Origin of the sequence: Streptomyces sp. NPDC020807, assembly GCF_040641575.1 — a bacterium.
Classification (GTDB): Bacteria; Actinomycetota; Actinomycetes; order Streptomycetales; family Streptomycetaceae; genus Streptomyces.
The window spans coordinates 1-25,383 of sequence record NZ_JBFADU010000043.1 but is presented as its reverse complement, the minus strand read 5'-3'; the positions used below and the strand labels follow the sequence as shown (position 1 = coordinate 25,383).

The 25,383-nt window shown below is 70.8% G+C and carries 22 protein-coding genes and 2 pseudogenes; 8 read left to right on the top strand and 16 right to left on the bottom strand.

Translation table 11 applies throughout. The features are described 5' to 3' along the window. Positions 1-304: 304 nt before the first annotated feature. Positions 305-874, bottom strand: coding sequence for a transcriptional regulator (locus tag AB0G79_RS32925; RefSeq protein WP_360813082.1), 570 nt, complete (start codon positions 872-874; stop codon positions 305-307). 266 nt (positions 875-1,140) lie between these two features. Between AB0G79_RS32925 and AB0G79_RS32920 the strand changes: the two genes are divergently transcribed. Next, positions 1,141-1,955, top strand: a protein-coding gene (locus tag AB0G79_RS32920) for an IS5 family transposase (RefSeq protein ID WP_360813080.1) whose coding sequence is annotated in 2 segments (ribosomal slippage) — positions 1,141-1,467 and positions 1,470-1,955 — 813 coding nt in all. Because the reading frame shifts where the segments join, the coding sequence is not laid out codon by codon here. On the opposite strand, the gene AB0G79_RS32915 is transcribed toward AB0G79_RS32920, so the two are convergent. Beyond that, a complete protein-coding gene (locus AB0G79_RS32915) occupies positions 1,947-2,357 on the bottom strand; it encodes a DUF5959 family protein (RefSeq protein ID WP_360813078.1) in 411 nt (136 codons plus the stop codon). The two genes, AB0G79_RS32920 and AB0G79_RS32915, sit on opposite strands and share 9 nt — an antisense overlap. 286 nt (positions 2,358-2,643) lie before the next feature. On the opposite strand from AB0G79_RS32915, the gene AB0G79_RS32910 reads away from it, so the two are divergent. The 5 genes and pseudogenes from AB0G79_RS32910 to AB0G79_RS32890 form a co-directional block, all read left to right on the top strand. Beyond that, positions 2,644-3,132: a hypothetical protein gene (locus AB0G79_RS32910; RefSeq protein WP_360813076.1), complete on the top strand. Its 489-nt coding sequence runs from the start codon at positions 2,644-2,646 to the stop codon at positions 3,130-3,132. Then, on the top strand, positions 3,063-3,845 hold the full coding sequence (locus AB0G79_RS32905; RefSeq protein ID WP_360813074.1) for a VOC family protein: 783 nt from the start codon (positions 3,063-3,065) through the stop codon (positions 3,843-3,845). Before AB0G79_RS32910 ends, AB0G79_RS32905 begins: the two co-directional genes overlap by 70 nt. Continuing rightward, positions 3,845-4,342 carry a DinB family protein gene (locus AB0G79_RS32900; RefSeq protein ID WP_360813072.1) on the top strand — a complete coding sequence of 166 codons (498 nt, stop codon included), beginning with the start codon at positions 3,845-3,847 and terminating at the stop codon, positions 4,340-4,342. The genes AB0G79_RS32905 and AB0G79_RS32900 overlap by 1 nt, the downstream gene beginning before the upstream one ends. Positions 4,343-4,484: 142 nt before the next feature. Further along, positions 4,485-4,935: pseudogene (locus tag AB0G79_RS32895) on the top strand (IS5 family transposase); the annotation flags it as partial. Between the two features lie 469 nt (positions 4,936-5,404). Next, positions 5,405-5,488, top strand: a pseudogene (locus AB0G79_RS32890) (RimJ/RimL family protein N-acetyltransferase); the annotation flags it as partial. A 119-nt stretch (positions 5,489-5,607) separates the two neighbouring features. Here AB0G79_RS32890 and AB0G79_RS32885 read toward each other — a convergent pair. From AB0G79_RS32885 to AB0G79_RS32840, 10 genes are all read right to left on the bottom strand, one after another. Next, positions 5,608-6,609: a quinone oxidoreductase gene (locus tag AB0G79_RS32885; protein WP_360813070.1), complete on the bottom strand. Its 1,002-nt coding sequence runs from the start codon at positions 6,607-6,609 to the stop codon at positions 5,608-5,610. Positions 6,610-6,708: 99 nt separating this feature from the next. Beyond that, a complete protein-coding gene (locus AB0G79_RS32880; protein ID WP_360813068.1) occupies positions 6,709-7,647 on the bottom strand; it encodes a MerR family transcriptional regulator in 939 nt (312 codons plus the stop codon). Between the two features lie 132 nt (positions 7,648-7,779). Beyond that, positions 7,780-8,151: a ClpX C4-type zinc finger protein gene (locus AB0G79_RS32875; RefSeq protein WP_360813066.1), complete on the bottom strand. Its 372-nt coding sequence runs from the start codon at positions 8,149-8,151 to the stop codon at positions 7,780-7,782. Positions 8,152-8,176: 25 nt separating this feature from the next. Continuing rightward, positions 8,177-9,688, bottom strand: coding sequence for a helix-turn-helix transcriptional regulator (locus tag AB0G79_RS32870; protein ID WP_360813064.1), 1,512 nt, complete (start codon positions 9,686-9,688; stop codon positions 8,177-8,179). Beyond that, the gene (locus AB0G79_RS32865; protein ID WP_360813062.1) at positions 9,685-9,960 is read right to left on the bottom strand and encodes a helix-turn-helix domain-containing protein; all 276 of its coding nucleotides are present in this window, start codon (positions 9,958-9,960) and stop codon (positions 9,685-9,687) included. The genes AB0G79_RS32870 and AB0G79_RS32865 overlap by 4 nt, the downstream gene beginning before the upstream one ends. Before the next feature lie 35 nt (positions 9,961-9,995). After that, entirely contained in the window at positions 9,996-10,730 is a 735-nt protein-coding gene (locus tag AB0G79_RS32860; protein ID WP_360813060.1) for a siderophore-interacting protein, read from the bottom strand. Between the two features lie 53 nt (positions 10,731-10,783). Beyond that, positions 10,784-11,869, bottom strand: coding sequence for a prephenate dehydrogenase (locus AB0G79_RS32855; protein WP_360813084.1), 1,086 nt, complete (start codon positions 11,867-11,869; stop codon positions 10,784-10,786). A gap of 54 nt (positions 11,870-11,923) precedes the next feature. Then, positions 11,924-12,979, bottom strand: a complete 1,056-nt coding sequence (locus tag AB0G79_RS32850; RefSeq protein ID WP_360813059.1) for a transcriptional regulator — start codon at positions 12,977-12,979, stop codon at positions 11,924-11,926. 436 nt (positions 12,980-13,415) lie between these two features. Then, positions 13,416-13,721 carry a hypothetical protein gene (locus AB0G79_RS32845; protein ID WP_360813057.1) on the bottom strand — a complete coding sequence of 102 codons (306 nt, stop codon included), beginning with the start codon at positions 13,719-13,721 and terminating at the stop codon, positions 13,416-13,418. 172 nt (positions 13,722-13,893) lie between these two features. Then, positions 13,894-14,166 (bottom strand): hypothetical protein, encoded by a 273-nt coding sequence (locus AB0G79_RS32840; protein WP_360813055.1) that lies wholly within the window; start codon positions 14,164-14,166, stop codon positions 13,894-13,896. Positions 14,167-14,479: 313 nt separating this feature from the next. Between AB0G79_RS32840 and AB0G79_RS32835 the strand changes: the two genes are divergently transcribed. After that, positions 14,480-15,481 carry a LuxR C-terminal-related transcriptional regulator gene (locus tag AB0G79_RS32835; RefSeq protein WP_360813053.1) on the top strand — a complete coding sequence of 334 codons (1,002 nt, stop codon included), beginning with the start codon at positions 14,480-14,482 and terminating at the stop codon, positions 15,479-15,481. A 222-nt stretch (positions 15,482-15,703) separates the two neighbouring features. Further along, the gene (locus AB0G79_RS32830) at positions 15,704-16,765 is read left to right on the top strand and encodes a pyridoxal-phosphate dependent enzyme (protein ID WP_360813051.1); all 1,062 of its coding nucleotides are present in this window, start codon (positions 15,704-15,706) and stop codon (positions 16,763-16,765) included. Between the two features lie 166 nt (positions 16,766-16,931). On the opposite strand, the gene AB0G79_RS32825 is transcribed toward AB0G79_RS32830, so the two are convergent. From AB0G79_RS32825 to AB0G79_RS32810, 4 genes are all read right to left on the bottom strand, one after another. Further along, on the bottom strand, positions 16,932-17,144 hold the full coding sequence (locus AB0G79_RS32825) for an MbtH family protein (RefSeq protein ID WP_109784066.1): 213 nt from the start codon (positions 17,142-17,144) through the stop codon (positions 16,932-16,934). Positions 17,145-17,467: 323 nt separating this feature from the next. After that, a complete protein-coding gene (locus AB0G79_RS32820; RefSeq protein WP_360813049.1) occupies positions 17,468-19,309 on the bottom strand; it encodes an ABC transporter ATP-binding protein in 1,842 nt (613 codons plus the stop codon). A 522-nt stretch (positions 19,310-19,831) separates the two neighbouring features. Next, on the bottom strand, positions 19,832-20,209 hold the full coding sequence (locus AB0G79_RS32815) for a hypothetical protein (protein WP_360813047.1): 378 nt from the start codon (positions 20,207-20,209) through the stop codon (positions 19,832-19,834). Between the two features lie 179 nt (positions 20,210-20,388). Next, positions 20,389-25,383: amino acid adenylation domain-containing protein (locus AB0G79_RS32810; protein WP_360813045.1), on the bottom strand; the 4,995-nt coding region annotated here is incomplete at its 5' end.

Sequence of the window (25,383 nt, the reverse complement as noted above, 5' to 3'; positions counted from 1 at the left end):
GTTAATGTTTTACTGTGGTTTGATCTCCAGATGTTGCACCCCACACCCGCCGCGCCGCCGCTACGCGGCGGTACCCCGGGCCGTGCTCCGCACGGCCCGGGCGGCCACTCCGTGTCCGATGCGGACAACTCCGTTGTCCGCGGCTCGGATCGCTCCGCGATCCGGCCTGCCGGAATTCGCTCCGCGAATTTCCGGCGTTGAATCCGCTCCGCGAATTCAACAAAAGCAGCAGCGGGGTCCGGGGCGCCGCCCTCGACTGAGGGTCAATCTGGAATCTGGCACAAATTGTGACGGTGTGTCACTTCTACGCTGCAAACCCCACTGCGGATACATATTCGTACTGGCCCCATTGGGATCCGAGGTCCACGATGGCGTCCACCCATGCGTTGTCCAGGGCGCGCGTGTCTTTGGCGGCCCAGGCCCGGATAATGGTGTCCCATTGGCGGATGTTGAGGCTGCGATACTCCAGTACCCGCTGGAAGCGTCGGTCGACTTGGGACTGGTTGAACGGGTGGATCTCCACCCGGGTCCCTCCTCCGTTGTTCAGCCGACGCAGCAGGTAACGGGCCACGTTCTGGCGACGTACCGTGCGGTAGGCGGTCTCAATCTGCTCCAGGCTGGCACGGGAGGGGCGGCGTTTGCCGGTGAGCCATGCCTTGATGGTGCGGTCGGTGACGGTGAGACCTGCTGCACGGGCGGCTTGGCGCGCGTGATTTGACCTGGTCAAGTAGTTGAGGCGTGCCAGGAGGCCGCGGCGTGCGGTGATGGGGGTGGTGATGTAGCCGGCGAGGTTGTCGAGTTGCCGTGCGACTGCTTCGCTGCCTTTGATGCCTTGGGCCCCGTAGTGGCCGAAATCGTGTGTCCTTTCCGGCATTTCATGGGGCCTTTCGTTTGATGGCTTAAAGTTCTCTTCCTCAGAATACCGCAACTCTGTTGAGTTTGCGGTCGTTTGGGGAACCTATTCAGAGTGAAGTAGCGACTTCTTTGGTCAGTTGGGTACGTCCGTTCGCTCCGAATTCATTGACGGAGAATCTCACCGACGGATAGGTGGGGCCTTCTTTTGTGCTCGGTAAGAACTCCTAACGAAATGATCTTCGAGGTGGTTGGATCACTTCGGGAGCGTCGATCCGGGGGTGTGAGGTGGCTCGGCCGAAGCCGTGGCATGTCGAGGACGATCTGTGGGCGGTGATCGAACCGCTGCTGCCGAAGGTGGAACGCCGTGTCCGGCATCCGGGGCGCAAGCGGCATCCGGACCGGCTGGTGTTCCAGGGCATCCTGTTCGTTCTGCATACCGGGATCGTCTGGGAACACCTCCCGCAGGAACTCGGCTTCGGTTCGGGCATGACCTGTTGGCGCCGCTTGGCCGAGTGGACCGAGGCTGGCGTTTGGCCTCGGCTCCACGAAGCACTCTTGGCCAAGCTCCGCAGCGCGGACGCTCTGGACTTCTCCCGGGCGGCGGTCGACGGCTCCCACATCAGGGCGCTAAAGGGGGCTTCAAGACGGGACGAAGCCCTGTCGACCGGGGCGGGACGGGCAGCAAGCACCACCTGATCACCGATGCCACCGGCATCCCGCTTGCCGTCACCTTGACCGGCGGCAACCGCAACGACGTCACCCAGCTCATCCCGCTGCTTCAGGCAGTGCCGCCCGTGCGGGGCAAGCGCGGTCGGCCCCGGCGCCGCCCCGATGTCGTGCTCGGTGACCGCGGCTACGACCACGACAAATACCGCCGCCTCGTGCGCGCGCTCGGCGTGAAGCCACTGATCGCGCGACGCTGCAGCAAACATGGCTCCGGACTCGGCACTCAGCGCTGGGTTGTCGAGGGTGCCTTCGCTCACCTGCACTGGTTCCGCCGCCTACGGATGCGCTGGGAGATCCGCGACGACATCCACGAAGCCTTCCTCACCCTGGGATGCGCACTCATCTGCTGGCGGCGGCTTGGCTCCCTACGCTGACTTCTTCGGAACCCAGTAGTCCATCACCTGCTGCAGACGCTCCCGATGGTCAGCAATCCAGTCGTCCGGAGGAACGATCGGTACCCGCACGGTGACCATAGACCCCGACTCGTCCTCCACGACCACCTCGGGACAGTCGCGCTCGCCAGCAAGCTGGATGAAGATGGACGGACCGTTGCTCATTTCCATCCAGGCCACGTCCTCGCCAGCGTCGAGCCTGTTCAGCGCATCCGCCCAGCTCTCCAGCTTCGAGGCGTACAGGACCAAGTTGATACGGCCGGACACGAAGGGTGTCCTGACCACGATCTCCGCCTCCAGCCCAGCCCCCAGCACATTGACGGTGACGCTGTTCCCCTCGTCATCAGCGAGAAAGATGAGCGCCCTCGGAGCGATGTCGCCCATAGCTTCCCCTCATCGGCGAGTACCGGGCAATCCTCATCCTGTCAGCAGTGCACCTGCCACCCCATTTCGTTAGGAGCTCTAAGTCCGGTGAAGCTTCTGGGAGCGCGTTTGAGATCTGCCGTTTTCTGGGGCAGCAGAGGCCCGTTGAGATCGCCCATGCCTGTCGGCCTGGACCGGCTCGCTGCTGCCAGGTCTCCCATGCCCTGGGAACGCCCGGGTCTGCTGGACTGCCTGGCCGCGGTGCCCGATCCGCGACGGGCCAAGGACCGCCGGCGCACCGCCCGCCGTGCTCACGGCTCTCGGCGGCCCGCCTCGGGAGCCGTCCGGTCCCACCGCGCCGGCCGAGGCCACGGTCCGTCGGGTTCTGCAGCGCGTCGACGGCGACGCCCTGGACGCCGCGATCGGCATCTGGCTCGCCGCCCGCGACCCCGACAGCCCGCCAGTCGCGCCGAGCAAGCCCGAGCGGCCCCGCCGCTCGCTGGCGGTGGACGGGAAGACCGTGCGCGGCGCCCGCCGCGCGGACGGCACCCAGGTCCACCTGCTCGCCGCGATGAGCGGCGCAGGCCTGGTCACCGCCCAACGCGAGGTGGACCGTAAGACCAAGGAGATCACCGTCTTTCGGCCCCTCCTTGCCCCGCTCGACCTGACCGACACTGTGGTCGCCTTCGACGCGCTGCACTCCCAGGTCTTCCACCACGCTTCCTGGTGGAAGACAAGCAGGCCCACTACATCGCCGTGGTCAAGGCGAACCAGCCGCTGCTGCACCAGCGGCTGAAGAAGCTGCCCTGGCGGGACGTCCCGCTGCTGGGCAAGACCCGCGCCTCGCCGGGCATGTCAACATCGCCGCTGGCCTCCGGCACCACGCGCGGGACGCCTGGCCACCCTCGGCATCACGTGATCAAACCGGACATCCCCCTGAGCGACGCGATCCTGGGGTCGGACTGTGGAGTCGGTGATAGCGCCCGGTCGAAGACGAAGCGGGGGGCTGCCGTAGCACTGGTTGGGCGGGAGCCGTCCCCGCGGCGGCCTCAGATTGTCACCGCCCCCGTATACGGTGTGGCCGTCCGCATCGTTCGAAATCTTGTTCAAGGGAGAGGCGAAGCCGTGGAACCCTGGTTCAAAGGCATCGGCCCCGTCACGTTGTTCATCGAAGATCTGGTGGAGACAAAGAAGTTCTACGAGGACATCTTCGGCCTGACGGCGGTCTTCGAGGACGCCGACTCGATCGTTTTCAACTTCGGCAACACCCTGGTCAACCTGCTGAAGTCCTCCCAGGCCAGTGAACTGGTTGAGCCCTCGAAGGTCGCGGGGATCGAGGCCGGCGTGCGCTTCCAGATCACGATCGAGGTGGAGGACGTGGACACCGTGTGCGAGAAGCTCGCGGAACGTGGTGTGAAGCTCCTCAACGGTCCTCAGGACCGGCCCTGGGGCATCCGGACCGCCGCCTTCGCCGACCCCTCGGGCCACGTCTGGGAGATCGCCAAGTAATGGCCGGCACCGAGATGATGACGCTGTTGGGCTTCCTGAACGCCAAGCGCAAGCACGTCCTAGATATCCTCGAGGGCCTCGATGACGAGGCGCTTCGGCGCCCGTTGCTTCCGTCCGGCTGGACCTGCCTGGGCCTCGTGCACCATCTCGCCCTGGACGACGAGAAGTTCTGGTTCCGCGCTGTCGCGGCGGGCGAGCAGGTCGCGATCGATGAGATCCTGGGCTCCGAGGACGATGCTTGGAAGCCTGCGCCGGAGAAGTCGGCACAGGAGATCTTCGCCTTGTACCGCAAGGAGAGCGAGCTCTCCGACGCGATCCTCGCCGGTGCCGACCCGGACGCGCCCACGTCCTGGTGGCCAGACTTCTTCGACGGCTGGCGCTACGACAACCTCCGCGAAGTCGTCCTGCACGTCATCACCGAGACCGCGACCCACGCCGGGCACCTCGACGCCGTCCGGGAGCTCATCGACGGAAAACAGCGGCTCGTCATCACCTGACCGCCGTCGCTCCTGGCCGCAGAGCCGAGGCAGGCGGGGGTGGAACAGGCCCGCGAGAGAGCAGGGCCGAGGCCCACGGGATAGAACCACTGAACGACGCCGCCCTGCCGTTGAGACTTGTGTGAATGATGGTGGGGGTGGGTATCCGTCGGACCTGACGGACGAACAGTGGGAGCTGGTGGAGCCGTTGCTCGCGTCGGCGCGGGTGGGTCCGAAGAGTGGCCGGCGGGAGAAGCACCCGCGGCGGCGGATCGTGGACGCGATCTTCTACGTGGTACGGACCGGATGTTCCTGGCCGCAGCTGCCGCAGGACTTCGCTCCGTGGCCGACGGTGTCCTGGTACTTCACCTGGTGGCACGACGACGGCACCGTCGAGCGCATCCACGACGCCCTGCGAGGCAAGGTCCGTGAAGCCGACGGCCGCGACGCGGAGCCGAGTGCGAGCCTGATCGACTCGCAGTCCGTACCGCCGTTATCCGGGGCTTCCACGCGGGCAAGAAGGTCAAGGGCCGCAAGCGGTTCATCGTCACCGACACCCCGGCCTACTCCTGCCCGTGCACGTCGTCGCTGCCAACGTCCAGGACCGCGCCGGCAGCTCGCCCCGCTGTTCGGGGTGTCGAAGTCGGCGGCGGACCGGATCATCGACCACGGGCAGGTGGTCGCTCCCGGCTCGGCTCACGTGTCGTAGCAGCCGTTCCAGGGCTCGTTGAAGCCCAGGCCGTCGGGATAGAACTCGGCCCGAGCGCCGCCGTACTCCTCCTCGTCCGTGTCCTCCTCCATGACCAGGCCGAACATGGCTCCCTCGAAACGGACTTCAAAGGGTGCAATCGTGATGTCCTGGTTCGCCGCTCCAGCCCTCGGGGAAGGCCGCCGTGACCGAGGCGAAGAACTGGCCGCCCTGCCACCGCCCGATGGTGCTCGTGCGGTAATCAGGTTCGTGTCTGCAAGGCCGCTCCGGAAGCAGACGCAACGCCCTCTACGCGGCAATCCCCCACCGCCGTCCGTAGCGGGTGGGCGTGCGAAGATCCGGCGGGCGGAGGAGCGCGTCTTGGAGGGGTGGCTGTGTTCGCGGTTTCCCTGGGGGACGGGGCCGAGCTGCGGCCTTTGGAGCCGTGGCGGTGCGGGGAGTTCCTTGCGCACATGGAGCTGCCCGATCTCGCCGCAGATCTGGACTCCGCCCGCAGTCCTGCGCGAGGCCTACCTGTACCGCGACGTCCGCCATGGCGCCGAGGTCTGGTCGGTGCTGGCGCCGGAGTGGCAAGCGGTCAGTTCTGTGGCTCCTCGTGGCGTCCCGTGTCGGGTATGACGAGCAGTTTGCCGGTGGTTCGGCGGGCTTCCAGGTCGCTGTGGGCCCGGGCGGCTTCGGACAGGGTGTAGCGGCCGGTCACGGTGACTTCGAGCGCCTTGGAGCGTACCCATGCGAAGACGTCGGCGGCCCGTCGTAGGAGTTCGGGCCGTTCGGCGATGAAGTCTCCGAGGCTGGGTCGGATCAGGGTCAGTGAACCGCCGTGGGCGAGTCGGATCGGGTCGAACGGGGGTACGGCGCCGCTTGCCGCGCCGAAGAGTACGAGGTGGCCGCGGGGTCGCAGGCTGGCGAGGCTCGCGTCGAAGGTGTGCGCGCCGACGCCGTCGTAGACGACCGGCAGTCCCTGGTCGTCGTTGAGCCGTCTCACCTCGGTTGCGAGGTCGTGGACTGCGGAGGAGAGGATCACTTCGGAGGCTCCGGCGCGCTTCGCCAGCTCGGCCTTTGCCGTGGTCGATGTCGTGCCGATGACCTTGCCGCCGAGGTGGGTGATGAGTTGGGTCAGCAGCAGGCCCATGCCGCCGGCGGCCGCGTGGACGAGTACCGTGTCGCCTGCTTGGACCGGGTAGGCGTCCTTGACGAGGTAGTGCGCGGTCATGCCCTGGAGGAGTACGGCGGCGGCTGTCTCGAAGCTGATGTCGTCGGGCAGCGGCACGAGTCGGGAGGCGTCCACGGCGGCCCGTTCGGCGTAGGTGCCGGGGGTCTCCACCCAGCCGACGCGGTCGCCGATCGCGACGTCTGTGACGCCGGGTCCGGTTTCGATGACCGTGCCGGCGCCTTCGGTGCCCGGGGTGAAGGGCAGCGGGAGGGGGTACCGGCCTTCTCGGTGGTAGACGTCGAGGAAGTTGACTCCGGATGCGGCGACGTCCACGAGTGCCTCGCCGGGACCGGGCCGTGGCTGGTCCACCTCGGTCTCCTGGAGCACCTCGGGTCCGCCCACTTCGTGCACCTGTATCGCTCGCATGGCTCTCCCCTGTCGGTTCTTGCCCCGGGCAACGCCGTTGGCGGTGATCCGATTCCCGGTCGGCGGGTCGGCTCGCCGTCCTCGGCCGCGGTCGTCCTGTCAGCTTCGTGCGGGGGTTTGCAGGGCGTGGGTGGTCCATTCGAGTACCGGTCGCAGGCTCTCGGGGGGCGGCCAGCCGTTGATGACCGCGAGCAGTGCGGAGTACCGCTCCCATCGGGGGTCGTTCATGCGTTCCAGTCGGTTGAGGAGCTGTTCTCGCGGTGCGGCGTCGTCGCTGTGGTCGAGGAGGTGTGCGCAGCGGGTCATGAGGGTCGCGAGGATCGGGTCGGCGTGGGGTGAGGCCGGTTCGATGCCTGCTGCCACGGCGGGTGTGATCTGGTCGCGGACGATCGCGGCGATGTCGTTGTGCAGTGCGGGTGGGTGGCCGGGGGTGTGGCCGGCGGTCTGCTCGTGGGCGAGGTCTCGTACGAGGGTGCGGAAGTCTGGGTCCTGGGTCAGTTCGGCGAGTTCCACCCAGGCCTGGAGCTGCTCCGTGTCGGGGTTGTCGGGCAGTTCCGGGGTCATCGAGTGGGTGATTCCCGCGAGCATGGGGCTGGTGCCCGGGCCGCCGATCGTGGCGTCGAGGAAGTCGGCGACCAGTTGTCGGCGTTCGGCTTCGGAGAGTTTGGCCAGTTGGTGCATGAGGTGTGTCTCCTCGGGGGTGGCGCCGCGGTTCGCGACCGCGGTCAGTACCGCGCGGCGCAGCCGCAGGATGCGGATCTGTACGTCCAGTGCGTCGGCATGGATCGCGGCGGCCTCCGGCAGTGCGAGTTCCCGGTCGATGACCTTGCGGATGGCCGCGAGGTCCAGGCCGAGGTCGCGCAGGGTTCGCACGAGGTCCAGGCGGGCGAGGGCGTGGTGGTCGTAGAGGCGGTAGCCGGCTGGGCTGCGGTCTGCGGGTGGGAGGAGTCCGGAGTCGGAGTAGAACCGGATGGTCTTGACAGTGCTTCCGGCCTGTCGGGCCAGTTCGCCGATCGAGTAGAGCGTGCGGCCGTTCATGTCCCTACCCTCGGGTCTCCCCCTGCTGGAGGGTCAAGCGCCGTCGTCTGGTCCCTCGTCCGGTTCGGCGGACGACCCGGTCCGGATCCGGTGTTCCGCCTGTTTGTTGCGGGGTGGGGCTGTGTGGGGCGGTCAGGCTTCGTCGGAGAAGCGTTCCCAGGCGGACTGGCGGGTGATGCCGAAGGTGTCGCCGATGCGGGTCCAGGTGACTCCGCGTCGGCGGAGTTCGTGGACCCATGCGCGTAGTTCGGCTTCGGCTTGGTCGATGCGGGCGGCGATGCCGGGGAGGTGGTGGAGGATTTCCTCGTCTGTCATGGCGGTCCAGGCGGGGGTGTTCTGGGTGGGGGGCTTTCCCAGGGCTTCGGTGACGATGCGGTTCGCCAGTTCCACGCATGTGTCGCAGATGTAGACGCCGGGGCCCGAGACCAGCTTGCCTGTTTCGGCGCTCGGTTTGGCGCAGAAGGAGCAGTGGGTGGGTTCCTCGGGGTGTGCGGTGGCTGCCATGACGGCCTCCCTCTGTTGTCAGGGTTTACCTGACAGGGTAGGGCGGCTCCTCTTCGGTGGTGTAGGTGTCCTTGATCTTGACTTCCGTGACGCCTCGGCCTTCGGGGAAGACGCGGCGCCAGTCGCCGATGACGTGGAGTTCGTCGGTGCCCATGACGCGGACGGGGGTGAGTCCTTCGTCGCGGGCCTTGAGGGCTTTGAGCCAGAGGTTGGAGAAGGCCTGGGAGCGGATGATGTGCATCCAGTCCGGTCGGTACAGCTCCCTGTTGTAGTTCGACTCCCCCATGGTCGAGACGAACTTGGAGTACATCGCTTTCACGTATTCCAGGGTGATGTCGTCGCGCTGGGCGATCGCGGTGTCGCGGGCGTCCTTGAGGGCGATGCGGAACTTCTCCAGGAGGTTCTCGGTGGCGCCCGAGGTGTAGGACTCGTGGATTCGGGGGGGTTCGCACAGGGCGTGGCGGGGGCTGGAGAGGCGGAGCAGGAGGCGGAGGGTGGGTTCGGTGACCCAGAGGGGGCCGGGTTCGTCTCGTTGGCCCAGGGGGTTGGGGAGTTCCGTCTCGTGTTCCCAGGCGGGTGGGGTGATGAGGTGGACGCCCGCGCGGCGGCGGTCGTGGGTGGGGTCGGTGGAGTGTTCGAGCTGGCCGAGCGGGAGGTGGGTTTTGAGGGCGGAGAGGTAGGCGCCGTTGATGTCGAGTGCGGTGACCTGGTGCGGGCCTCGGGGGAGTTCGGGGCGGGTCCACTTCGGGCGGGCTTCCCAGATCTGGTCCGGGCCGCGGGAGGTCTGCTTCTTGAGGACGTCCGGGATCCAGGGGTGGGCGATCACGTCGTAGCGGGCTCCCTTGCGTGTTTCGTCCAGGAGTCGCATGGCGTCGGGGATCGCGCGCTTGAGGAGTGCGGCGGAGGCCGCCTGGGTGTCGCCCTGGTGCTCGGTGAGGGCGGCGTGGACCGCTTGGTGGATCAGGTCGGTGGGGCTGCCGGGGGTGGGGTGGGGGGCTCGGCGGGGTGGGGTGGGGGACGGCTTCTGCGGCGGGGTGGCGGGCTGGGGGGCGGGTGTCGTGGGGTGGGGGGCGGGTGTCGCGGGGTGGCAGTGGGCGGGGTCCAGGTGTTGGGCGTAGCCCGCTACGCGGGTGGGGGCCGGGTGGCCGCACAGGACGCAGGGTTCGGGGGTGGTGAGGTGTTCCACGTCCTCGTCGCCCTCGTTCTCGGCGGCGGCCTCGCCGGCGGCCGTGTCGGCAGCCGTGTCGGGGGCCGTGGCGGTGGGGGGTGCCGGCTGTGCGGGGGTGGGGGGCGCGGTGGGGAGTTTGGCGGCCAGGCCGTTCAGGAGGTAGGCGTACTTCTCCCTCGTCTCCCCCGCGGGTTCGCGGCCGTTCTCCCATGCGGTCAGCGTGCTGGGGCTGACGCCCAGGGCGCGCGCCATTTCCGCCTTCGACAGGTGGGCGAGCTCGCGGAGTTCTCGGCGGCGTCGCGGTTCCGGAAGGGGGGCCTGGGGGCGGAGTGCGGCCAGGAGGGAGTCGATCGCTTCGAAGTCGCTCACCGGTGTGCTCCCGGTTCGCCGGTGTGCCGGGTGCGGGCGAGTGCTGCGCAGGCCCGGGTGGGGCCGGCGAGGAGGTCGAGGGCCGGCATGCCGTAGTGGGCGGCCAGGATGTCGGCGTCGTGCAGGCTCCAGGGGGTGGTGCCGCTCTGGCGGCGGGAGACCTGGGCCTGGGTGAGGCCGAGGACGGAGGCGAGGACGCGCTGTGGTTCGCCCGTCGCGCGCATGAGGGCGGCGACGGTCTGCCGCAGTGACTCTTCCAGTCCGGTCTCCATGGCGTCACCCTATGCAACGCGATGCGCTGTGCGCATCAGGGGTGAGGGGTGTGGCGCCAGTAGCCGGAGGCGGAGATCCGGTCGCGGGGAACGCCTCGGTCGTGCAGGAGGTGGCCGCGTATCTCCCGCACCGCGTGGGTCTCGCCGTGGACGAAGGCGTGCAGGCCCTGGGTGGGGAGGTGGAGGTGGCGGACGGCGTCGGCGAGGAGGGTGCCCGCGCGGTGGGTGCCCCGGTGGAGCCAGATGATGTCGGTCTTCGCGGGGGCGTCGACGGGCTGCTCCTCGTGGGCACTGTCCACTTCGAGCAGGACCGTGGCCCGGGCGCCGGAGGGCAGGCGTTCGGCGGCGGCGGCGACGGCGGACAGGGAGGTGTCGTCTCCGACGAGGAGGTGGTGGGCGGCGTGGGCGGCGGGGCGGTAGGTGCCGCGGGGCTGGAGGTAGGGGACCGTGTCGCCGGGGCGGACGCGGCGGACCCAGGTGGTGGCCAGGCCGTCCCGGTCGTGCAGGGCGAAGTCGAGGGTGATCTCGGCGGTGCGCGGGTGGTGGTGGCGGATCGTGTAGGAGCGCATGCGGGGCCAGGCCTCGCCGGGCAGGGCGGCTTTGACCCGGTCGAGGTCGAAGGGCTCGGGGTAGGTGACGTTCCCGGGGGCGAGGAGCAGGCGGACGTACGCGTCGGTGTCGGCGTCCGGGCCGGTGCGGGCGTCCTCGGGGGTGTCGGTGTGCAGGACCACGCGTCGTCTGCGGGGGGTGAGCTGCCGTACCTGGGTCACGCGGGCGGACCGTACCGGCGCGGACGGTGGTGGGGGCATGGGGTTCTCCGGGGTCAGCGGGTCAGGATCGTGCTCGGCACGCGCAGGGCCCGGGTGAGGCGGGGTGCGGCGTCGGCGGTCACCAGGAGTTCGACCAGGCCCGTGACCTGGCCGGGGGCGTGGTCGATGAAGACGTCCTCGATGTTGACGCCCGCCGCTCCGACGTCGGTGAAGAGGCGGGCCAGTTCGCCCGGCTGGTCTCCGACGAGGACGGAGACGGTGACGTAGCTTCCCTGGGGGGCGTCGCGTTTGTGCGGGATGCGGCTGTGGCCGGCGCAGCCGCGGGTGAGGAGGGCGGTGAGGGCGTCGGCGGCCTCGGCGGCGGCGGTGGTGTCGTGGGGGGTGAGGCCGCGGAGTGCGTGGATCGTGCGGTCGAGGTCGTGGGCGAGGTCGTCGAGGATGTCGGCGACGGTGGCGGCGTTGGCGGAGAGGATGTCGAGCCACAGGGCGGGGTCGCCGGCGGCGACGCGGGTCACGTCGCGCAGTCCCTGGCCGGCCATGCCGACTTCGCGGTCGGCGGCGTGTTCCAGGCGGGCGGCCATCAGGCTGGCGACGAGGTGGGGGGCGTGGGAGACGAGGGCGACGGCCCGGTCGTGTCCTTCGGGGTCCATGACGAGCGGTACTCCGCCGCACAGGTCCACCAGGGTGCGTACGGTGTCCCAGGTGTTCCGGGAGGTGTCGGCGGTGGGGACCAGGGCCCACACCCTGCCTTCGAAGAGGTCGGGGCGTGCCGCGAGGGGGCCGGAGCGTTCGCCGCCCGCCATGGGGTGGCCGCCGAGGTAGGTGCGGGTGTCGCAGTCCAGGCGCCGGATCGCGTCGAAGGCTTGTGCCTTGACGCTGCCGACGTCGGTGTAGGCCTTGGCGAGGCCTCGTCGCTGGGCGTCTTCGAGGGTGGGGGCGATGTCGGCGGGCGGCACGGCGAGGACGGCGAGGTCGACCGGGCCGGGGGGCGGGGTGGCGTGCCCGGCGCCGAGGGCGGCGGCGGTCAGGGCCGCCATCGGTTCCCGGTCGGTGAGATAGACCGTGACGCCTCGGGCGGACAGGGACTGGGCGATCGACGTGCCGATCAGTCCCGCGCCGATCACAGCGACGGTGCGCAGCATCCTGGTGCCTCATCCTCATCTGCCCGGCGGGTCCCGCCGGGCGGGCCTTGGTCAGGCGCTCTCGGTGTCGGTCCGGTTCTCGGATCGGGTCTTCAGGTCGTGGGCGAAGAGTTCCCAGATCTCCGCGTAGCCCTGGACGAGCTCCGACATCTGGACCTTGCAGTGCGCGGGGACGCTGTCGACGATGCGGCGGCGGTCGCGGGCCACGAGGGCGGCTGCTTCGAGCATGCGCAGGGTGTGGCGGCCGACCTCGTTGAAGCGGAGGGAGGGGTCGCGGCGCAGGGTGTCGAAGAGGGTGCCCAGTTCGGCTGCCGAGCGGGGCTTGGCGGGGCGGGGGGCGGTGGGAGGGCGGTGGGTGGCCGGGTGGGCCGGCGGGGCGGCCTTGAGGTGGCCGCGCTGGCGGGCCGGGACCGGGTCCTCGCCGCGCATGACCCTGCCGCGTACGTCGGCGACGGTCGCGGGTGAGATGCCCGCCTGCCGGGCGATGGTGCGCAGGGAGGCGGTGGGGTTCTCCTTGATGAGGCGGCTGGCGAGTTCCCTGCCGTAGGTGGAGTCGACGGGGCGGGCGCGTCCGTCGAGTCCGATCCGGCGGGCGCCGTTGAGGAAGGTCCCGGAGGAGTTGCGGCGGATTTCGGCGGTCTTGCGGGCGGACAGGCCCGCGACGGCGGCGACCGCGCGGTCGGACCACTCCGGGTGGGAGGCGAAGATCCGCTCGGCCGCTCCGACGCGGTCCTCGAGGCTCAGGGGGCGGCCGTGGGAGACGTTGAGGGCGATCGCGAGGAGGTCCGCGTCGGTGGAGTCGCCGTCGAAGTAGCGGACGTGGATGAGGTCCTGGCCGCGGGAGCGGGCCGCCGCGAGGCGGTGCAGGCCGTCGACGACGCGCATCGTGGGGCGGTGCACGAGGATCGGGGGGAGTTCGGACTCCGTGTCGGCGAGGGTGCGGGCGTACTCCTGGTCGACGCCGTCGGCCCGGGGCGAGGAGGAGACGTACAGGTCCTGGATGCGGGCGAGTTCGACGGGGGCTTCGTTCAGGCCCTTGTCACGCAGTGCGAGCAAGTAGTCGGAACTGCTGCGCGTCGGCGGCCTTTCGATCGGTTCGGCAGTCACTGCGACGACTCCTGAGGAGGTGTACGGGCATGGCGGGGCGGCGGTGGGGCGGGGCGGGCGCGGTGGGGGCGCGGTCGACGGGCGCGGCCGGCGGCGTCAGGGTGTGGCCGGCGGGGTCCGGAGGCGCGGGCGCGGTGCGGTGCGGGTGCGGTGCGGGTGCGGGTGCGGCACCGTCGGTGCGGTGGCGTCGGTGCGGTGGCGTCGGTGCGGTGGCGTCGGTGCGGTGGCGGGCTCGGGTGGGCCGGGTGGGGTCCGTGAGCTCGGTCGCGGGGCCTTGGGGTGGGGTGGTGCGCGCCGTGGGGGCGGGGCCGGGCTCGGGCGGCGCGTGGGGGGGGGATCGATCGGGGCGGTGGGGCGCGGTGATCGGTCGGGGTGGTGCGGGGCCGGCGGTGGGGTGGCGCTGGGGCCGGGGGCGGTGCGGGGGTGTTCTCGCTGTCTACTGCCAGCCGGAGTCGTCGCCGTTGGTGGTGGCGCCCGGGTTGGGGGTGGGGTTCTGCCAGCCGGAGTCGTCGGTGCCGGCGGGGGTGGGCGTCTGCCAGCCGGAGTCGCCCTCGCCCGTGGTGCCGGGGTCGGCGGTGGGCGCGGGGGTCGGGCCCTGCCAGCCGGAGTCGTCCTCGGCGGCGGCGGCCGGGATGTTCTGCGCCACCAGGGTCGTCGGCGTGGTGTCGGAGGCCCAGGCGGTCTGGACGCCCAGGGCGAGGGTTCCGGCGGCGGCGGCGGTGATGAGGAGGTGACGGATCATCGGTTTTCCCTGTTCTGCTCAGGACTGGCGGCGACAGGAACGAGTCTTGTCCGCGCCTCGCGGGAGCAGAAGAGCAACCGGGGTGGGCAAAGCGGCCTTGGCGCATTCAGTCCAGAGTCCGCGTGGAAAGGAAGCTCTTGTTCCTTTTCCTCCCGGCTGACGGGCGGCCGGTTCACACGTCGTGGTCAGGGCGCATCAGGGGCACCTCTGCTGACGTCAACTCCCATGCGTTCAGGGCTGGTTCGTGTGTGACGGCGCGGTGCCAGGCGTCCACGGCGACCCATTCCGCCGCTGCCGGGTCCGGTGCGTGGACGTAGACGCCGATGACCGGGCCGGAAGCGGCCCGGGGGTGGAGGCTGACGTGCTCGACGCGGCCGACGCCCCCCGCGGTGGCGGGGCCGGTGGCGGGGTCGCCGGTGGTCGTGGCGGGGTCGGGGGCGGCCATGAGAGTGGCGACGTTCTCCGGAAGGGGGTCCCCCGAAGGGTGGGGCAGAAGCCGGACATGCACAAGAAACACAACTCAGCCCTCAGCAGACGGCGTGGGCGACGAGCCGTCCACGTAAGGCGGGGTCCGGATGGCCGGCGGTCCCTGTTCCGGTGGACGTCGGACGGCGCTCGGGGCGCGGAAATTGCCTCCGCCGGACACTCCCCCGCCGGGATAGTCTTGCGGGAAACCGTCTCGAACGCCTGTCCTCGACCGGGAAGTCAGTGGTCGGGGCCCGCATCGCTCGGGACCTCGACGGAGAGGGGACGCTCGCGTGCTGTTGACGGATCTCGGGCTCGACGCCGCCGCCGAGGTGGTCTACCGGGGCATGCTCACGCACCCGGACGCCTCTCTGGCCGAACTCGGCGAACGACTCGACCTGCCGGAGGGTGACATCCGGCACGCTCTGGACAAACTCAGCGAGCTCGCCCTGGTGAGAGCCTCCTCGAGCAACCCCTGCCAGGTCCACGCCGTCAGTCCGCAGCTCGGCATGGAGATCCTCCTCGCCCGCCAGCAGGCCGAACTGGCCGCCCTGCAGCAGCGGGTCGAAGCGTCCCGCTCCGCCGCCGCGCGTCTCATCGCCGAGTTCACGCACGGGCAGTCCTCCCATCCGGATGAATCGGTGCAGTACCTCCGGGGTGTCGATTCCATTCGAGACTATCTCGCCGCCCTGAATAACCAGGTCGAAGAAGAATTTCTCACTTTCGCTCCCGGCGGCGCCCAGACAGAAGCCAACATGCGGGCATCGCGACCGCTCAACAAGCGGCTGCTGGAACGCGGAATCAACATGCGCACGGTATACCTGGACAGCATTCGGCGCGACCAGGCCAGCGTTGAACACGCAGAATGGCTGACAAAGCACGGCGCGTACGTGCGTACCGCGCCGTCGCTGCCGAACCGGATGATCATCTGCGACCGTCGCGTCGCGATCATCGCCAACGACAGCGACGACACCGGCATCGGGGCCATCGCCATCACCCTGCCGGGGCTGATCTCGTCCCTGTGCGCGCTCTTCGAGAACGAGTGGCGCAACGCCCAGCCGTTCGGCGAGCCCACCCGGCACCAGCCCGGCGAGCTCACGCCCCAGCAGATCACCGCGCTGCAGCTGCTGGCGAAGGGGGCCACCGACGAGTCCATCGCCAAGAAGCTCGGCGTCTCGCCCCGCACCGCCCGCCGTCTGGCGACCGGGCTGCTCACGCACCTCAACGCCCGCAGCCGCTTCCAGGCCGGTGTCCACGCCGTCCAGGAGGGGTACCTGCCGCCGCAGCCCCAGTGACCGGCGCCGGCCCGAAGGGACGGGGACGGCGCGTCACTCCGCGCGGACCACGGACACGTGCGTGTTCCGCGGTGCCCGCAGTACGTTGACGCCCTGACGTTGTGACGCATCCCGCACACGAGCAGCCCCCTCCCCTTTCGCCGCGGTACCGGCCGCCGGCCAGGTGTGTGCCGCCCAGGGCGGATGCGTCGCATTCCCCTGACTTTCCTTGGAGGGACACCCATGCCTGAGTACGGGAAAGGGACTTCGGCCGGGACCGCCGTGGCGGAGCTCGGGCGGGCCGACGTGGACGACGCCCTGGTCCGGCTGGCCGGAAGGGTCCTGCGCACTCCGGTCATCCGTTCCGAGCAGCTCGACGCCGCGTGCGGTGCGCGGCTGTGGCTGAAGGCCGAGAACCTCCAGCACGGCGGTTCGTTCAAGGTGCGCGGCGCGCTGCTGGCCGTCGAGGAGCTGGCCGCGGCGGGCAGCCGGGGGGTCGTGGCGCAGAGCACCGGCAACCACGCCATCGCCGTGGCGCTGGCCGCGCGGGCCCAGGGGCTGCCCGCCCTCATCGTCCTGCCCGAGGACGCGTCGGCGGCCAAGGTCCGCCGGGTCCGGGAGGCCGGGGCCCACGTCACCTTCGCCGGGACGGCGCTGGCCGAGCGTGTCGCCGTCGTCGCCGAGCTGCGGGAGCGGCACGGGTACGACGTCGTCGACCCCTACAACGATCCGCGGGTGGTGGCCGGTCAGGGGACAGCGACCGCCGAGCTGCTGTCGCAGACCGCCGCGCGGGGGGTGCGGCTGGACACGGTGGTGGTCCCGGTGGGCGGGGGCAGTGCGCTGGCGGGGGCCTGTCTGGCCGCCGCCGGGCACGGCGCGCGGGTCATGGGCGCGGAACCCGGGAACGTGCCGGCGTTCACCGCGGCGCAGCGGGCCGGCGGGCCCGTGACCGTGCCCGCCCGGCACACGGTCGCCGACGGGCTGCGGCCCGACCGGATCGGGGACCTTCCCTACGCCCTGGCCCGGCCGGAGAGCACCCGTGTGGTGACCGTGGGGGAAGGCGCCATCACCGACGCCCTGCAGACCGTGCTGTGGCTGGCCCGGCTCCTGGTGGAGCCCGCCGCCGCGACCGCTGTGGCGGCGGCGCTCGTCCATGCCCGTGAGGCGGGTGCCGGGACCGACATCGGGGTGCTGCTGACCGGCGGGAACGTGGAGCCCGCTCTCGTGGCGCGGCTGCTGGCGCAGACGGCTTCCGCCGGGCGGCGTCCCTCCCGGCGTACGGGTGCGGGGGCTGTTTCCGCCTGACACCGGCGGGCGTGCCCGTGTGCGGGCGTGTGCCCGTATGCGGGCCTGCCCGCGCGGCGGGCGTGTGCCCGTGCCATGGGCCTGTCCGTGCGGTGGGTGCGGGCGTGCCTCGGCCCGGAGCGCGTTGGTCGCGTTCCGGGCCGAGGGGGTGGGGCGTGGTGCGGGGTTACTTGCCCGCCATGGCCTCGATCAGGCTCTTGGGACGCATGTCGGTCCAGGACTTCTCTATGTAGGCGAGGCAGTCCTCGCGGCCGGCCACGCCGTAGACCGAGGTCCAGCCGTCCGGTACGTCGACGAAGACGGGCCAAAGGGAGTGCTGTCCCTCCTCGTTCACCAGCACCTGATACTGGGCATCGGGGTCTTCGAACGGGTTCGTCACCACATTTTCCTCTCTCGGGCGAGCAATTCTGATCACGCCTGTCACCGATCCGGGGAAACAGAAAGAGAATGTCCGAGCATGCGTGATCGAGTATTCCCCTGTCGCAGATCAGTGCGGTCCGCGGCGATCCACTATGGCCTGGTGGAAGGCGCGGCAACAACAGCGGTCGAGTTGTGCGCGGTGATACACCGGAAAGGGTGTCCGACCGCGCGCCGGGGGGCGTCCAACCGCTTACTCGCGGCAGTTGGACGCGCCCCTGTGCTCCTTGAGCGCACGGCGGATTGCCGGTAGACAGGAGAGCTCTGTTCATCCGGGCCCTCCCGTCACGCGGAGCGCTTGCCGTTCATGTCGGTCACCCCCTCCGCGAACTGCGTCTGGTACAGCGCCGCGTACGCCCCTCCCTTGGCCAACAGCTCCTCGTGCGTGCCGCGTTCACGGATCCGGCCGGCGTCGACGACCAGGATCTGGTCCGCCTCGCGGATCGTGGACAGCCGGTGCGCGATCACCAGGGAGGTCCGGCCGGCCAGCGCCGTCTTCAGGGCCCTTTGGATCGCCGCCTCCGACTCGGAGTCGAGATGCGCGGTCGCCTCGTCGAGGACCACGATCGGGGGCGACTTCAGCAGCAGGCGGGCCAGGGCGATCCGCTGCCGCTCACCGCCGGAGAGGCGGTATCCGCGGTCACCGACCACCGTGTCCAGGCCGTTGGGCAGCCGTGCGATGGAGTCCCAGATCAGCGCGGCCTCGCAGGCCTCGACCAGTTCCGCCTCGGTGGCTTCGGGGCGGGCGTAGAGGAGGTTCGCGCGGATCGTGTCGTGGAACATGTGGGTCTCCTGGCTGACCACGCCGACCGTCTCGCTCAGCGACTGCAGCGTGACGTCGCGGACGTCGTGGCCGCCCACCCGGACCGAGCCCGTCGTCGCCTCGTACAGCCGGGGGACGAGCTGGGTGATGGTGGTCTTACCGGCACCGGACGGGCCGACCAGGGCGGTCAGCTTTCCCGCCGGGGCGGTGAAGCTGAGCTCCTTGAGGATCCACGCGCTGTCCCCCCGGTCCTTGTCCTGGAGCGCGATCGGCTCCAGGGAGGCGAGGGAGACCTCCTCGGCGCTCGGGTAGCGGAACGACACGTGGTCGAACTCGATCTCCGCGCCGATGCGCCGGGCGTCGGCCGTCACGCCGCTGCCGGGCAGGACGTGCGCGTCCGGCTTCTGGTCGACCAGCGGCTTCAGGTCCAGGACCTCGAAGATGCGGTCGAAGCTGACGAGCACGGTGAGGACCTGGATCTGGAGGTTCGACAGCTGGTTGATCGGTCCGTACATCCGGAACAGCAGCGTCACCATCGCCACCAGAGTGCCGATCTGCAGCGCGCCGCTGATCACGAGGTTGCCGCCGAACCCGTACACGATCGCCGTCGTGAGCGAGGTCAGGACCGTGACCACGATGAAGAACATCCGGCCGTGGACCACGTTGAGCGCGGTGATGTCGCGTACCCGGCCGGCCTTCTCCTCGAAGAGCGCCGCCTCGGACTCCGGCCGCCCGTACAGCTTGGCGAGTTCCGCGCCCGAGACGTTGAAGCGCTCGTTCATCATCGAGCCCATCTCGCCGTCGAGCGTCATCCTCTCCCGCGTGATCTTCTGCAGCTTCCGCCCGATGATGCGGGCGGGGAAGAGGAACGCGGGCACCATCGCGAGCGCGACCAGCGTGATCTCCCACGACAGGTAGATCATCGTGCTGATGACGATGACCAGCGTCAGCAGTCCCGACACCGCCTGCGTCAGCAGCGACGTGATCGCCTGCCGTGTGCCCACGATGTCGGTGTTCAGCCGGCTGACCAGCGCTCCGGTCTGCACCCGCGAGAAGAACGCGAGCGGCTGGCGCTGCACGTGCTCGAAGACCTCCGTCCGCAGGTCGTAGACGAGGCCCTCGCCGATCTTGCCCGAGCAGCGCGCCTCGACGTACAGGACGAACGACTCCAGCAGGGCGAGGAGCACGATGCCGAACGCCAGCATCAGGACGACGCCGAACCGCTGGGGAAGGATCCCGTCGTCGATCATCATCTTGAGCATGAGCGGACTCGCGGCGGTGATCGCACCGCACGTCACACTCGCGACAATCAGGACCGCGAGCTGGCCGCGGTAGCGCACCAGGTACGGGAGGATACGCCGCAACGTACCCGGGTCGATCTTCTGGCGGGTCTTTTCCTTCCCGCCAAAAGAATTTCCGGAATTGAGATTCGGGCCACCTATGAGAGCCATAGAGGACACTCCTTGCCTGTGGGTGAAAGAGACCTTTCAGTCCGGTGGTCGTCCGGTCGGGTGGGTGTGCGCCGCAGAACGCGGCGGAGGCGGCCGGGGCGGGCCACGTGAGGTGGTGGTGCGACGTTTTCCACCGGCACCGGCCCGCAACGAGGCGTTGAGGCCACGCCGGGCGCGGGGGAAGGCGGTGGGGTCCCTCCGCGCCGCCGGCCGCCGCCGCGGCGGCCTGCCGGGCGCGGGCGCGTTTCGGCGGCTGTTCGGGGCCGCCCCTGATGTCGGAGATCTGCTCGTAGTCCGGCTCGAAGGCCAGGAGAATTCCTGTGGCCGTCATGATCGGCATGTCGGGGTCATCACTTTCTGCCGCCAAGGGCTCGGTGTTCCGCCCTTGTCGAGGTCGGCCGCCCGGATCCGAGCGGCCTCGGGCACGGCCGTGCGTCAGCCGTTGTCGCGCGCGTCGCGCGCGGTGTCGTGGATCAGCTCCTGGGCGTAGAAGCCCTTCAGGCGCGAGAGGAAGCCGCGCCGGCCCGCACGGGCCGCGGACGCCGGGCGCGGGCCCGGGTCGAGGGCGTCGAGCATCGCCTGGCGCCGCAGTTCGGCGACCGCGATGACGTCGACCCCCGGGTTGTCCAGGGGCAGGGTGCGGGCGGCGGCCGGGTGCGCGGGGGCGAGCGGCTGGAGGGGGTGGGCGGGGGCTGTGGGCGCGGCGGGGGCGGCCGCCTGCGGCGTGCCGGTGCCGTCGGGGGCCGTCCGGGTCCGGGAACCGTCCATGGGCTCGGGAGCGGACACGGCCGAGGCGGGATTCACGATAGACATGGATGCGGATCTCTTTCTGGTGGATGTCCGGCCGATACAGGGCATTGCGGCTTGCTGCGGTTTATTGGGGCTTATTTCGATGTGTTGCGGGTTATTTCGCCTGGTCTTGGGTGTGCGTGTTCCCGGGGGCCCTCGGTGGGGCCCCCGGGTCAGGGCCCCGGCGGGGGCCCTGACTCACGTCACGGGCGGGAGGCCAGCCAGGCCGAGACCGTCTTCCAGATCTCCGCCAGCGTCTCGGGCCTGGCCATCTCGTAGTGCGTGCAGTCGACCTGGCCCTGGGTGATCTCGCCCGTGATGTACGGCGCCCAGCGCTCGGCGGGCATCTCGCCGGGCGGCATGCTCTGTTCGGCCACGATCAGCAGGGCGTCCCCGTCGAACCGGCCGTGCTCGTGGCCGGTCCGGATCGTGCGGTGGTTCTGCAGGATCCGGGCGAAGGTCCGGTACTCCTCCTCCGTCGCCGCGCCCAGGGCGCCTCCTGCCTCCCTGCGGACGACCTCGATGAGCCGGTCGACCTTGGCTTCGAGGTCGACCTCGGTCTCCTCCGCTGCGTCGACGGCGTCGGCTGCCTCGCCGCCCTCGCCGCGGCTCCACGGGTACTGGTCGAGGATGACCAGGGCCGAGATCTCCTCGCCCGCGGCCCGCAGCTGCACGGCCATCTCGTGGGCGACCGCGCCGCCGTAGGACCAGCCGAGCAGCCGGTAGGGCCCGCTCGGCCGCACCGAGCGGATCTGCTCGACGTAGTCCGCCGCCATCTCCGTGATGGACCGCGCCGGCTCGCTCGTGCCGTCCAGGCCGCGTGCCTGCAGCCCGTACAGCGGGATGTCGGCCTCCACGTGGCGCGCCATCGGCATGTAGCACCAGCTCAGGCCGCCGGCGGGGTGGACGAAGAAGAACGGGGGCTGTTCGCCCTGTTCCCTGATCGGCAGCAGCACGCCGAGCGCGTCGCGGATCGAGGACAGGCTCATCCCCTTCATCAGCCCCGCCACGCTCGGCGCGGCGAACAGGTCGCGCACGGCGATCGACACACCGCGTTCGCGCAGTGCCTCGACGAGCCGCACCGCGAGCAGCGAGTGGCCGCCGAGGGCGAAGAAGTCGTCGTCGACACCGACCTCGGGAACCCCGAGGACCTCGGCGAACGCCTCGCACATGCCGTCCTCGAAGGAGGTCACCGCCCAGTTCGCGGTCTCCTCCCCCGCCGTCGCCTCGGGCACCGGCAGGGCCTTGCGGTCCAGCTTGCCGTTGGGCATCAGCGGCAGCCGGCCGATGGCCACCACCGCGGACGGCACCATGTAGCCGGGCAGCCGGTCCTGCGCGAGTGCCCGGACCTCGCGGCCCAGCCTCTCGGCCGCCTCGCCGTCCGGCGCTGCGGCGGCGTTCGGGACGACGTACGCCACCAGGCGCTGGTCCCCCGGGGTGTCCTCGCGGACCAGGGCGACGGCCTGGCCGACCGCCGGGTGCGAGGCCAGCAGCGCCTCGATCTCGCCGAGTTCGACGCGGAACCCGCGGATCTTCACCTGGTCGTCGGCCCGGCCCACGTACCGCAGGTCCCCTTCGGGGGTCCAGCGGACCACGTCTCCGGTGCGGTACAGCCGCTCGCCGGCGCCGCCGAACGGGCTCGCGACGAACCGGCCCGCGGTCAGGCCCGGCCGGCCCAGGTAGCCCCGGGCGACGCTGTGGCCGCCGATGTACAGCTCGCCCGCCACGCCCGGCGGGACGGGGACGAGCCCCGCGTCGAGCACGTACACCTGCGTGTTGCCGATCGGGCCGCCGATCGAGGTGGCGTCGGCGTCCGGCCCGGACAGCTCCTTCGCGGTCGACCAGACGGTCGTCTCGGTCGGGCCGTAGAGGTTGGTCAGGGTCGGGGTCCTGTCCAGGATCGTGCGTGCCAGGTCCGCCGGGAGCGCCTCCGCGCCGATCATGGCCCGCACGCCGGTCCAGTCGACCGGGTCGTCCGCGTCCGCGATCAGGCCGCGCCACAGGCTCGGCGTCGCGTGCACGACGGTCGCGCCGGTCGTGCGGATCAGGGAGCGCAGCGCCCACGGGTCGAGGACCTGCTCCTGGGAGGCCAGCACCATCCGCGCGCCGTTGAGGAGCGGCAGGTAGAACTCGAAGCCCGCCATGTCGCAGCCGTGCGTGCTGACCGCGAGGAGCCGGTCGTCCGCGGTGAGCGCGAAGCGGTCCTGCATCGCGCCGAGGAAGTTCACGATCGCCCGGTGCTCGACCAGAACGCCCTTCGGGCGGCCCGTCGAGCCCGAGGTGTAGATGACCCACATCGGGTGGGCGGGGCGCAGTACGGCCGTGCGGCCGTCGTCGGCGAGCGGCCCGTCGGCCAGGCCCGCGAGCCGGCCGGCGGCCTCGGGGCCGTCCAGCACGATCACGGGGACGCGCGGCCGGTGTTCCGGGGCGGCCGGACGGGCGTCCAGGTCCTCGGAGGTCAGCACGCACACGGCGCGGGAGTCGTCGATGACGTACGCGATGCGGTCGGCCGGGTAGGCCGGGTCGATCGGCAGGTACGCGGCTCCCGCCTTGATCACGCCCAGCAGGGCCACCACCAGGTCGACGGTGCGCTCGAAGACGGCCGCCACGACCGTCTCGGGGCCGATGCCCCGGCCCGCCAGGAGGCGCGCGAGCCGGTTGGCGCGGGCGTCGAGCTCCGCGTACGTCAGCTCCTCGTCGCCGTGGACCAGGGCGATCGCGTCCGGGGTGCGGGCCACCTGCGCCTCGAACAGGTCGACGACGGTCGCGTCCGGCACCTCGGCGCCGGTCGCGTTCCAGTCGACGAGCATCCGCGTGCGCTCGGCCTCGTCCAGGACGTCCACCTCGCCGAGGCGGATCCCGGGATCGGCCGCCAGCGCCGCCAGGACCCGGCCCAGTCGCTCCGTGATCCGCAGGACCGACTCGGGGTCGAACAGATCGGCCGCGGCGACGAGCGAGCCGCGCAGACCGGCCGGTGCGCCGTCGGCGTCGTAGAGCTCGGCGACGCTCACGTCGAGGTCGAACTTCACGACCGCGTCGGCGGTGCCGGCGGTGGTCGCGCCGTCGCGGGTGGAGCCGTCCGCGGTGGGGTCCGCGGGGGCGGCGGGAGCGCCGCGGCGGGCGTCGACGCCCTCCAGGTCGAGGACCGCGCGCTCGTTGTTCTGCAGGAGCAGCATCACCTGGAACAGCGGGTGGCGGGCCATGGAGCGGGCCGGGGCCAGCTCCTCCACCAGCCGCTCGAACGGCACGTCCGGGTGCGCGAACGCGCCCAGACCGGCTTCCCGCACGCGTCCCAGCACCTCGCGGAACGTCGGGTCCCCCGACAGGTCGGTGCGCAGGACGAACGTGTTCACGAAGTAGCCGACCAGGTCGTCCAGGGCCTCGTCCGTACGGCCGGCGATCGCCGAACCGATCGGGACGTCCGTGCCCGCGCCGATCCGGGACAGCAGCACGGACAGAGCACCGTGCAGCACCATGAACATCGTGACGCCCTCGGTCCGGGCCAGCGCGGCGAGACCGGCGTGGACGTCCGCCGGGATCTCCAGCGGCACCCGGTGGCCCCGGTGCGAGGCGACCGGCGGCCGCGTCCGGTCGAACGGCAGCTCCAGCTCCTCCGGCACCCCCGCCAGCGTCTCCCGCCAGTAGGCGACCTGCTGCGAGATCAGGCTCTGCGGGTCCTGGCTGTCGCCGAGGACCTCGCGCTGCCACAGCGCGAAGTCGGCGTACTGGACCGGCAGCGGCTGCCACTGCGGGGCGCGCCCGCTGCGGCGCGCCTCGTACGCCGTCGCCACGTCGCGGGCCAGCGGCGCCCACGACCAGCCGTCGCCCGCGATGTGGTGGACCACGACGACGAGGACGTGCTCCTCGGGGCCCGCCCTGAACAGCCAGGCACGGACGGGGACTTCGGACGAGAGGTCGAAGGTGTGCGCCTTCGCTCCGGCGACGGCGCCGGGCAGGTCCTTTGGGGTGACGTCGGTGACGGTCAGCTCCCAGTCGAGGTCGTCGACGGCGACGATCCGCTGGTACGGCTCGCCGTCCGCGACCCCGAAGACCGTGCGCAGCACCTCGTGACGCGCGAGCACGTCCCGGAAGGCCGCACCCATCGCCCCGGCGTCCACCGCCCCGGCGAGCCGGGTGGCCACCGGGATGTTGTACGTCGGGCTCGGCCCGTCCATCTGGTTGATGATCCACAGGCGGCGCTGCCCGTACGAGAGCGGGAGCCGCTCGGGGCGCTCCCTCGCGGTCAGCGCGGCGCGTGCGGTACGGGCGCCGGTCAGGCGCTCGGCGAGACCCGCGACGGTCGGGTCCTCGAACAGGGCCCGGATCTCGACCTCGACGCCGAGGACGGAACGGATGCGGCTGACGAGGCGGACGGCGAGGAGGGAGTGGCCGCCGAGCTCGAAGAAGTCGTCGTCCACGCCGACCTCGGGCAGGCCGAGGACCTCGGCGAAGGCCATGCAGAGGATCTCCTCCTGCAGCGTCGCCGCCCTCCTGCCGCCCGAGGCGAGCGACGAGGAGTAGTCGGGTGCGGGCAGGGCCTTGCGGTCGAGCTTGCCGTTGCCGGTCAGCGGCAGCGCGTCCAGGACGACGACCGCCGACGGGACCATGTGCTCCGGCAGCCGCTGCGCCGCGAACTCCTTCAGCGCGGGGGCGAGTTGGACCTTCTCCTGCGGCTCCAGGTCGTCGGCGACGACGTAGGCGACGAGCCTGCGGTCACCGGCGTTGTCCTCGCGGGCTATGACGGCGGCCTGGTCGACCAGCGGATGGCCCGTCAGGACGCCCTGGACCTCGCCGGGTTCGATGCGGTAGCCGCGGATCTTCACCTGGTCGTCGGCCCGGCCGAGGAAGACGACCCGGCCGTCCGCCGTCCACTTCGCGCGGTCACCCGTGCGGTACATGCGCTCGCCCCGCTCGTACGGGTTGGCGACGAAGCGTTCGGCGGTGAGGGCTTCGCGGCCCACGTATCCGCGGGCGAGGCCGGCGCCGGAGACGTACAGCTCACCGGCGGCGCCCGGCACGACCAGGTTCAGGCGGTCGTCCAGGATGTAGAAGCGGGTGTTGTCGATCGGTGTGCCGACCGGGACCGTCTCCCCGGCGACCTGTTCGGCGGTGAGCCGGGTGGTGGCGATGCCGATGGTGGTCTCGGTGGGGCCGTAGTGGTTGTGGATCTCCGCCCGCTCGTCGGCTGCGGCCGCGAG

Bases quoted from the DNA above. Each gene is read 5' to 3' on its own strand.
- AB0G79_RS32865 (WP_360813062.1), bottom strand. From the start codon at position 9,960: ATGGAGACCGGACTGGAAGAGTCACTGCGGCAGACCGTCGCCGCCCTC.
- AB0G79_RS32885 (WP_360813070.1), bottom strand. From the start codon at position 6,609: ATGCGAGCGATACAGGTGCACGAAGTGGGCGGACCCGAGGTGCTCCAG.
- AB0G79_RS32925 (WP_360813082.1), bottom strand. From the start codon at position 874: ATGCCGGAAAGGACACACGATTTCGGCCACTACGGGGCCCAAGGCATC.
- AB0G79_RS32830 (WP_360813051.1), top strand. From the start codon at position 15,704: ATGCCTGAGTACGGGAAAGGGACTTCGGCCGGGACCGCCGTGGCGGAG.
- AB0G79_RS32900 (WP_360813072.1), top strand. From the start codon at position 3,845: ATGGCCGGCACCGAGATGATGACGCTGTTGGGCTTCCTGAACGCCAAG.
- AB0G79_RS32815 (WP_360813047.1), bottom strand. From the start codon at position 20,209: ATGTCTATCGTGAATCCCGCCTCGGCCGTGTCCGCTCCCGAGCCCATG.
- AB0G79_RS32840 (WP_360813055.1), bottom strand. From the start codon at position 14,166: ATGGCCGCCCCCGACCCCGCCACGACCACCGGCGACCCCGCCACCGGC.
- AB0G79_RS32845 (WP_360813057.1), bottom strand. From the start codon at position 13,721: ATGATCCGTCACCTCCTCATCACCGCCGCCGCCGCCGGAACCCTCGCC.
- AB0G79_RS32880 (WP_360813068.1), bottom strand. From the start codon at position 7,647: ATGAACGGCCGCACGCTCTACTCGATCGGCGAACTGGCCCGACAGGCC.
- AB0G79_RS32915 (WP_360813078.1), bottom strand. From the start codon at position 2,357: ATGGGCGACATCGCTCCGAGGGCGCTCATCTTTCTCGCTGATGACGAG.
- AB0G79_RS32875 (WP_360813066.1), bottom strand. From the start codon at position 8,151: ATGGCAGCCACCGCACACCCCGAGGAACCCACCCACTGCTCCTTCTGC.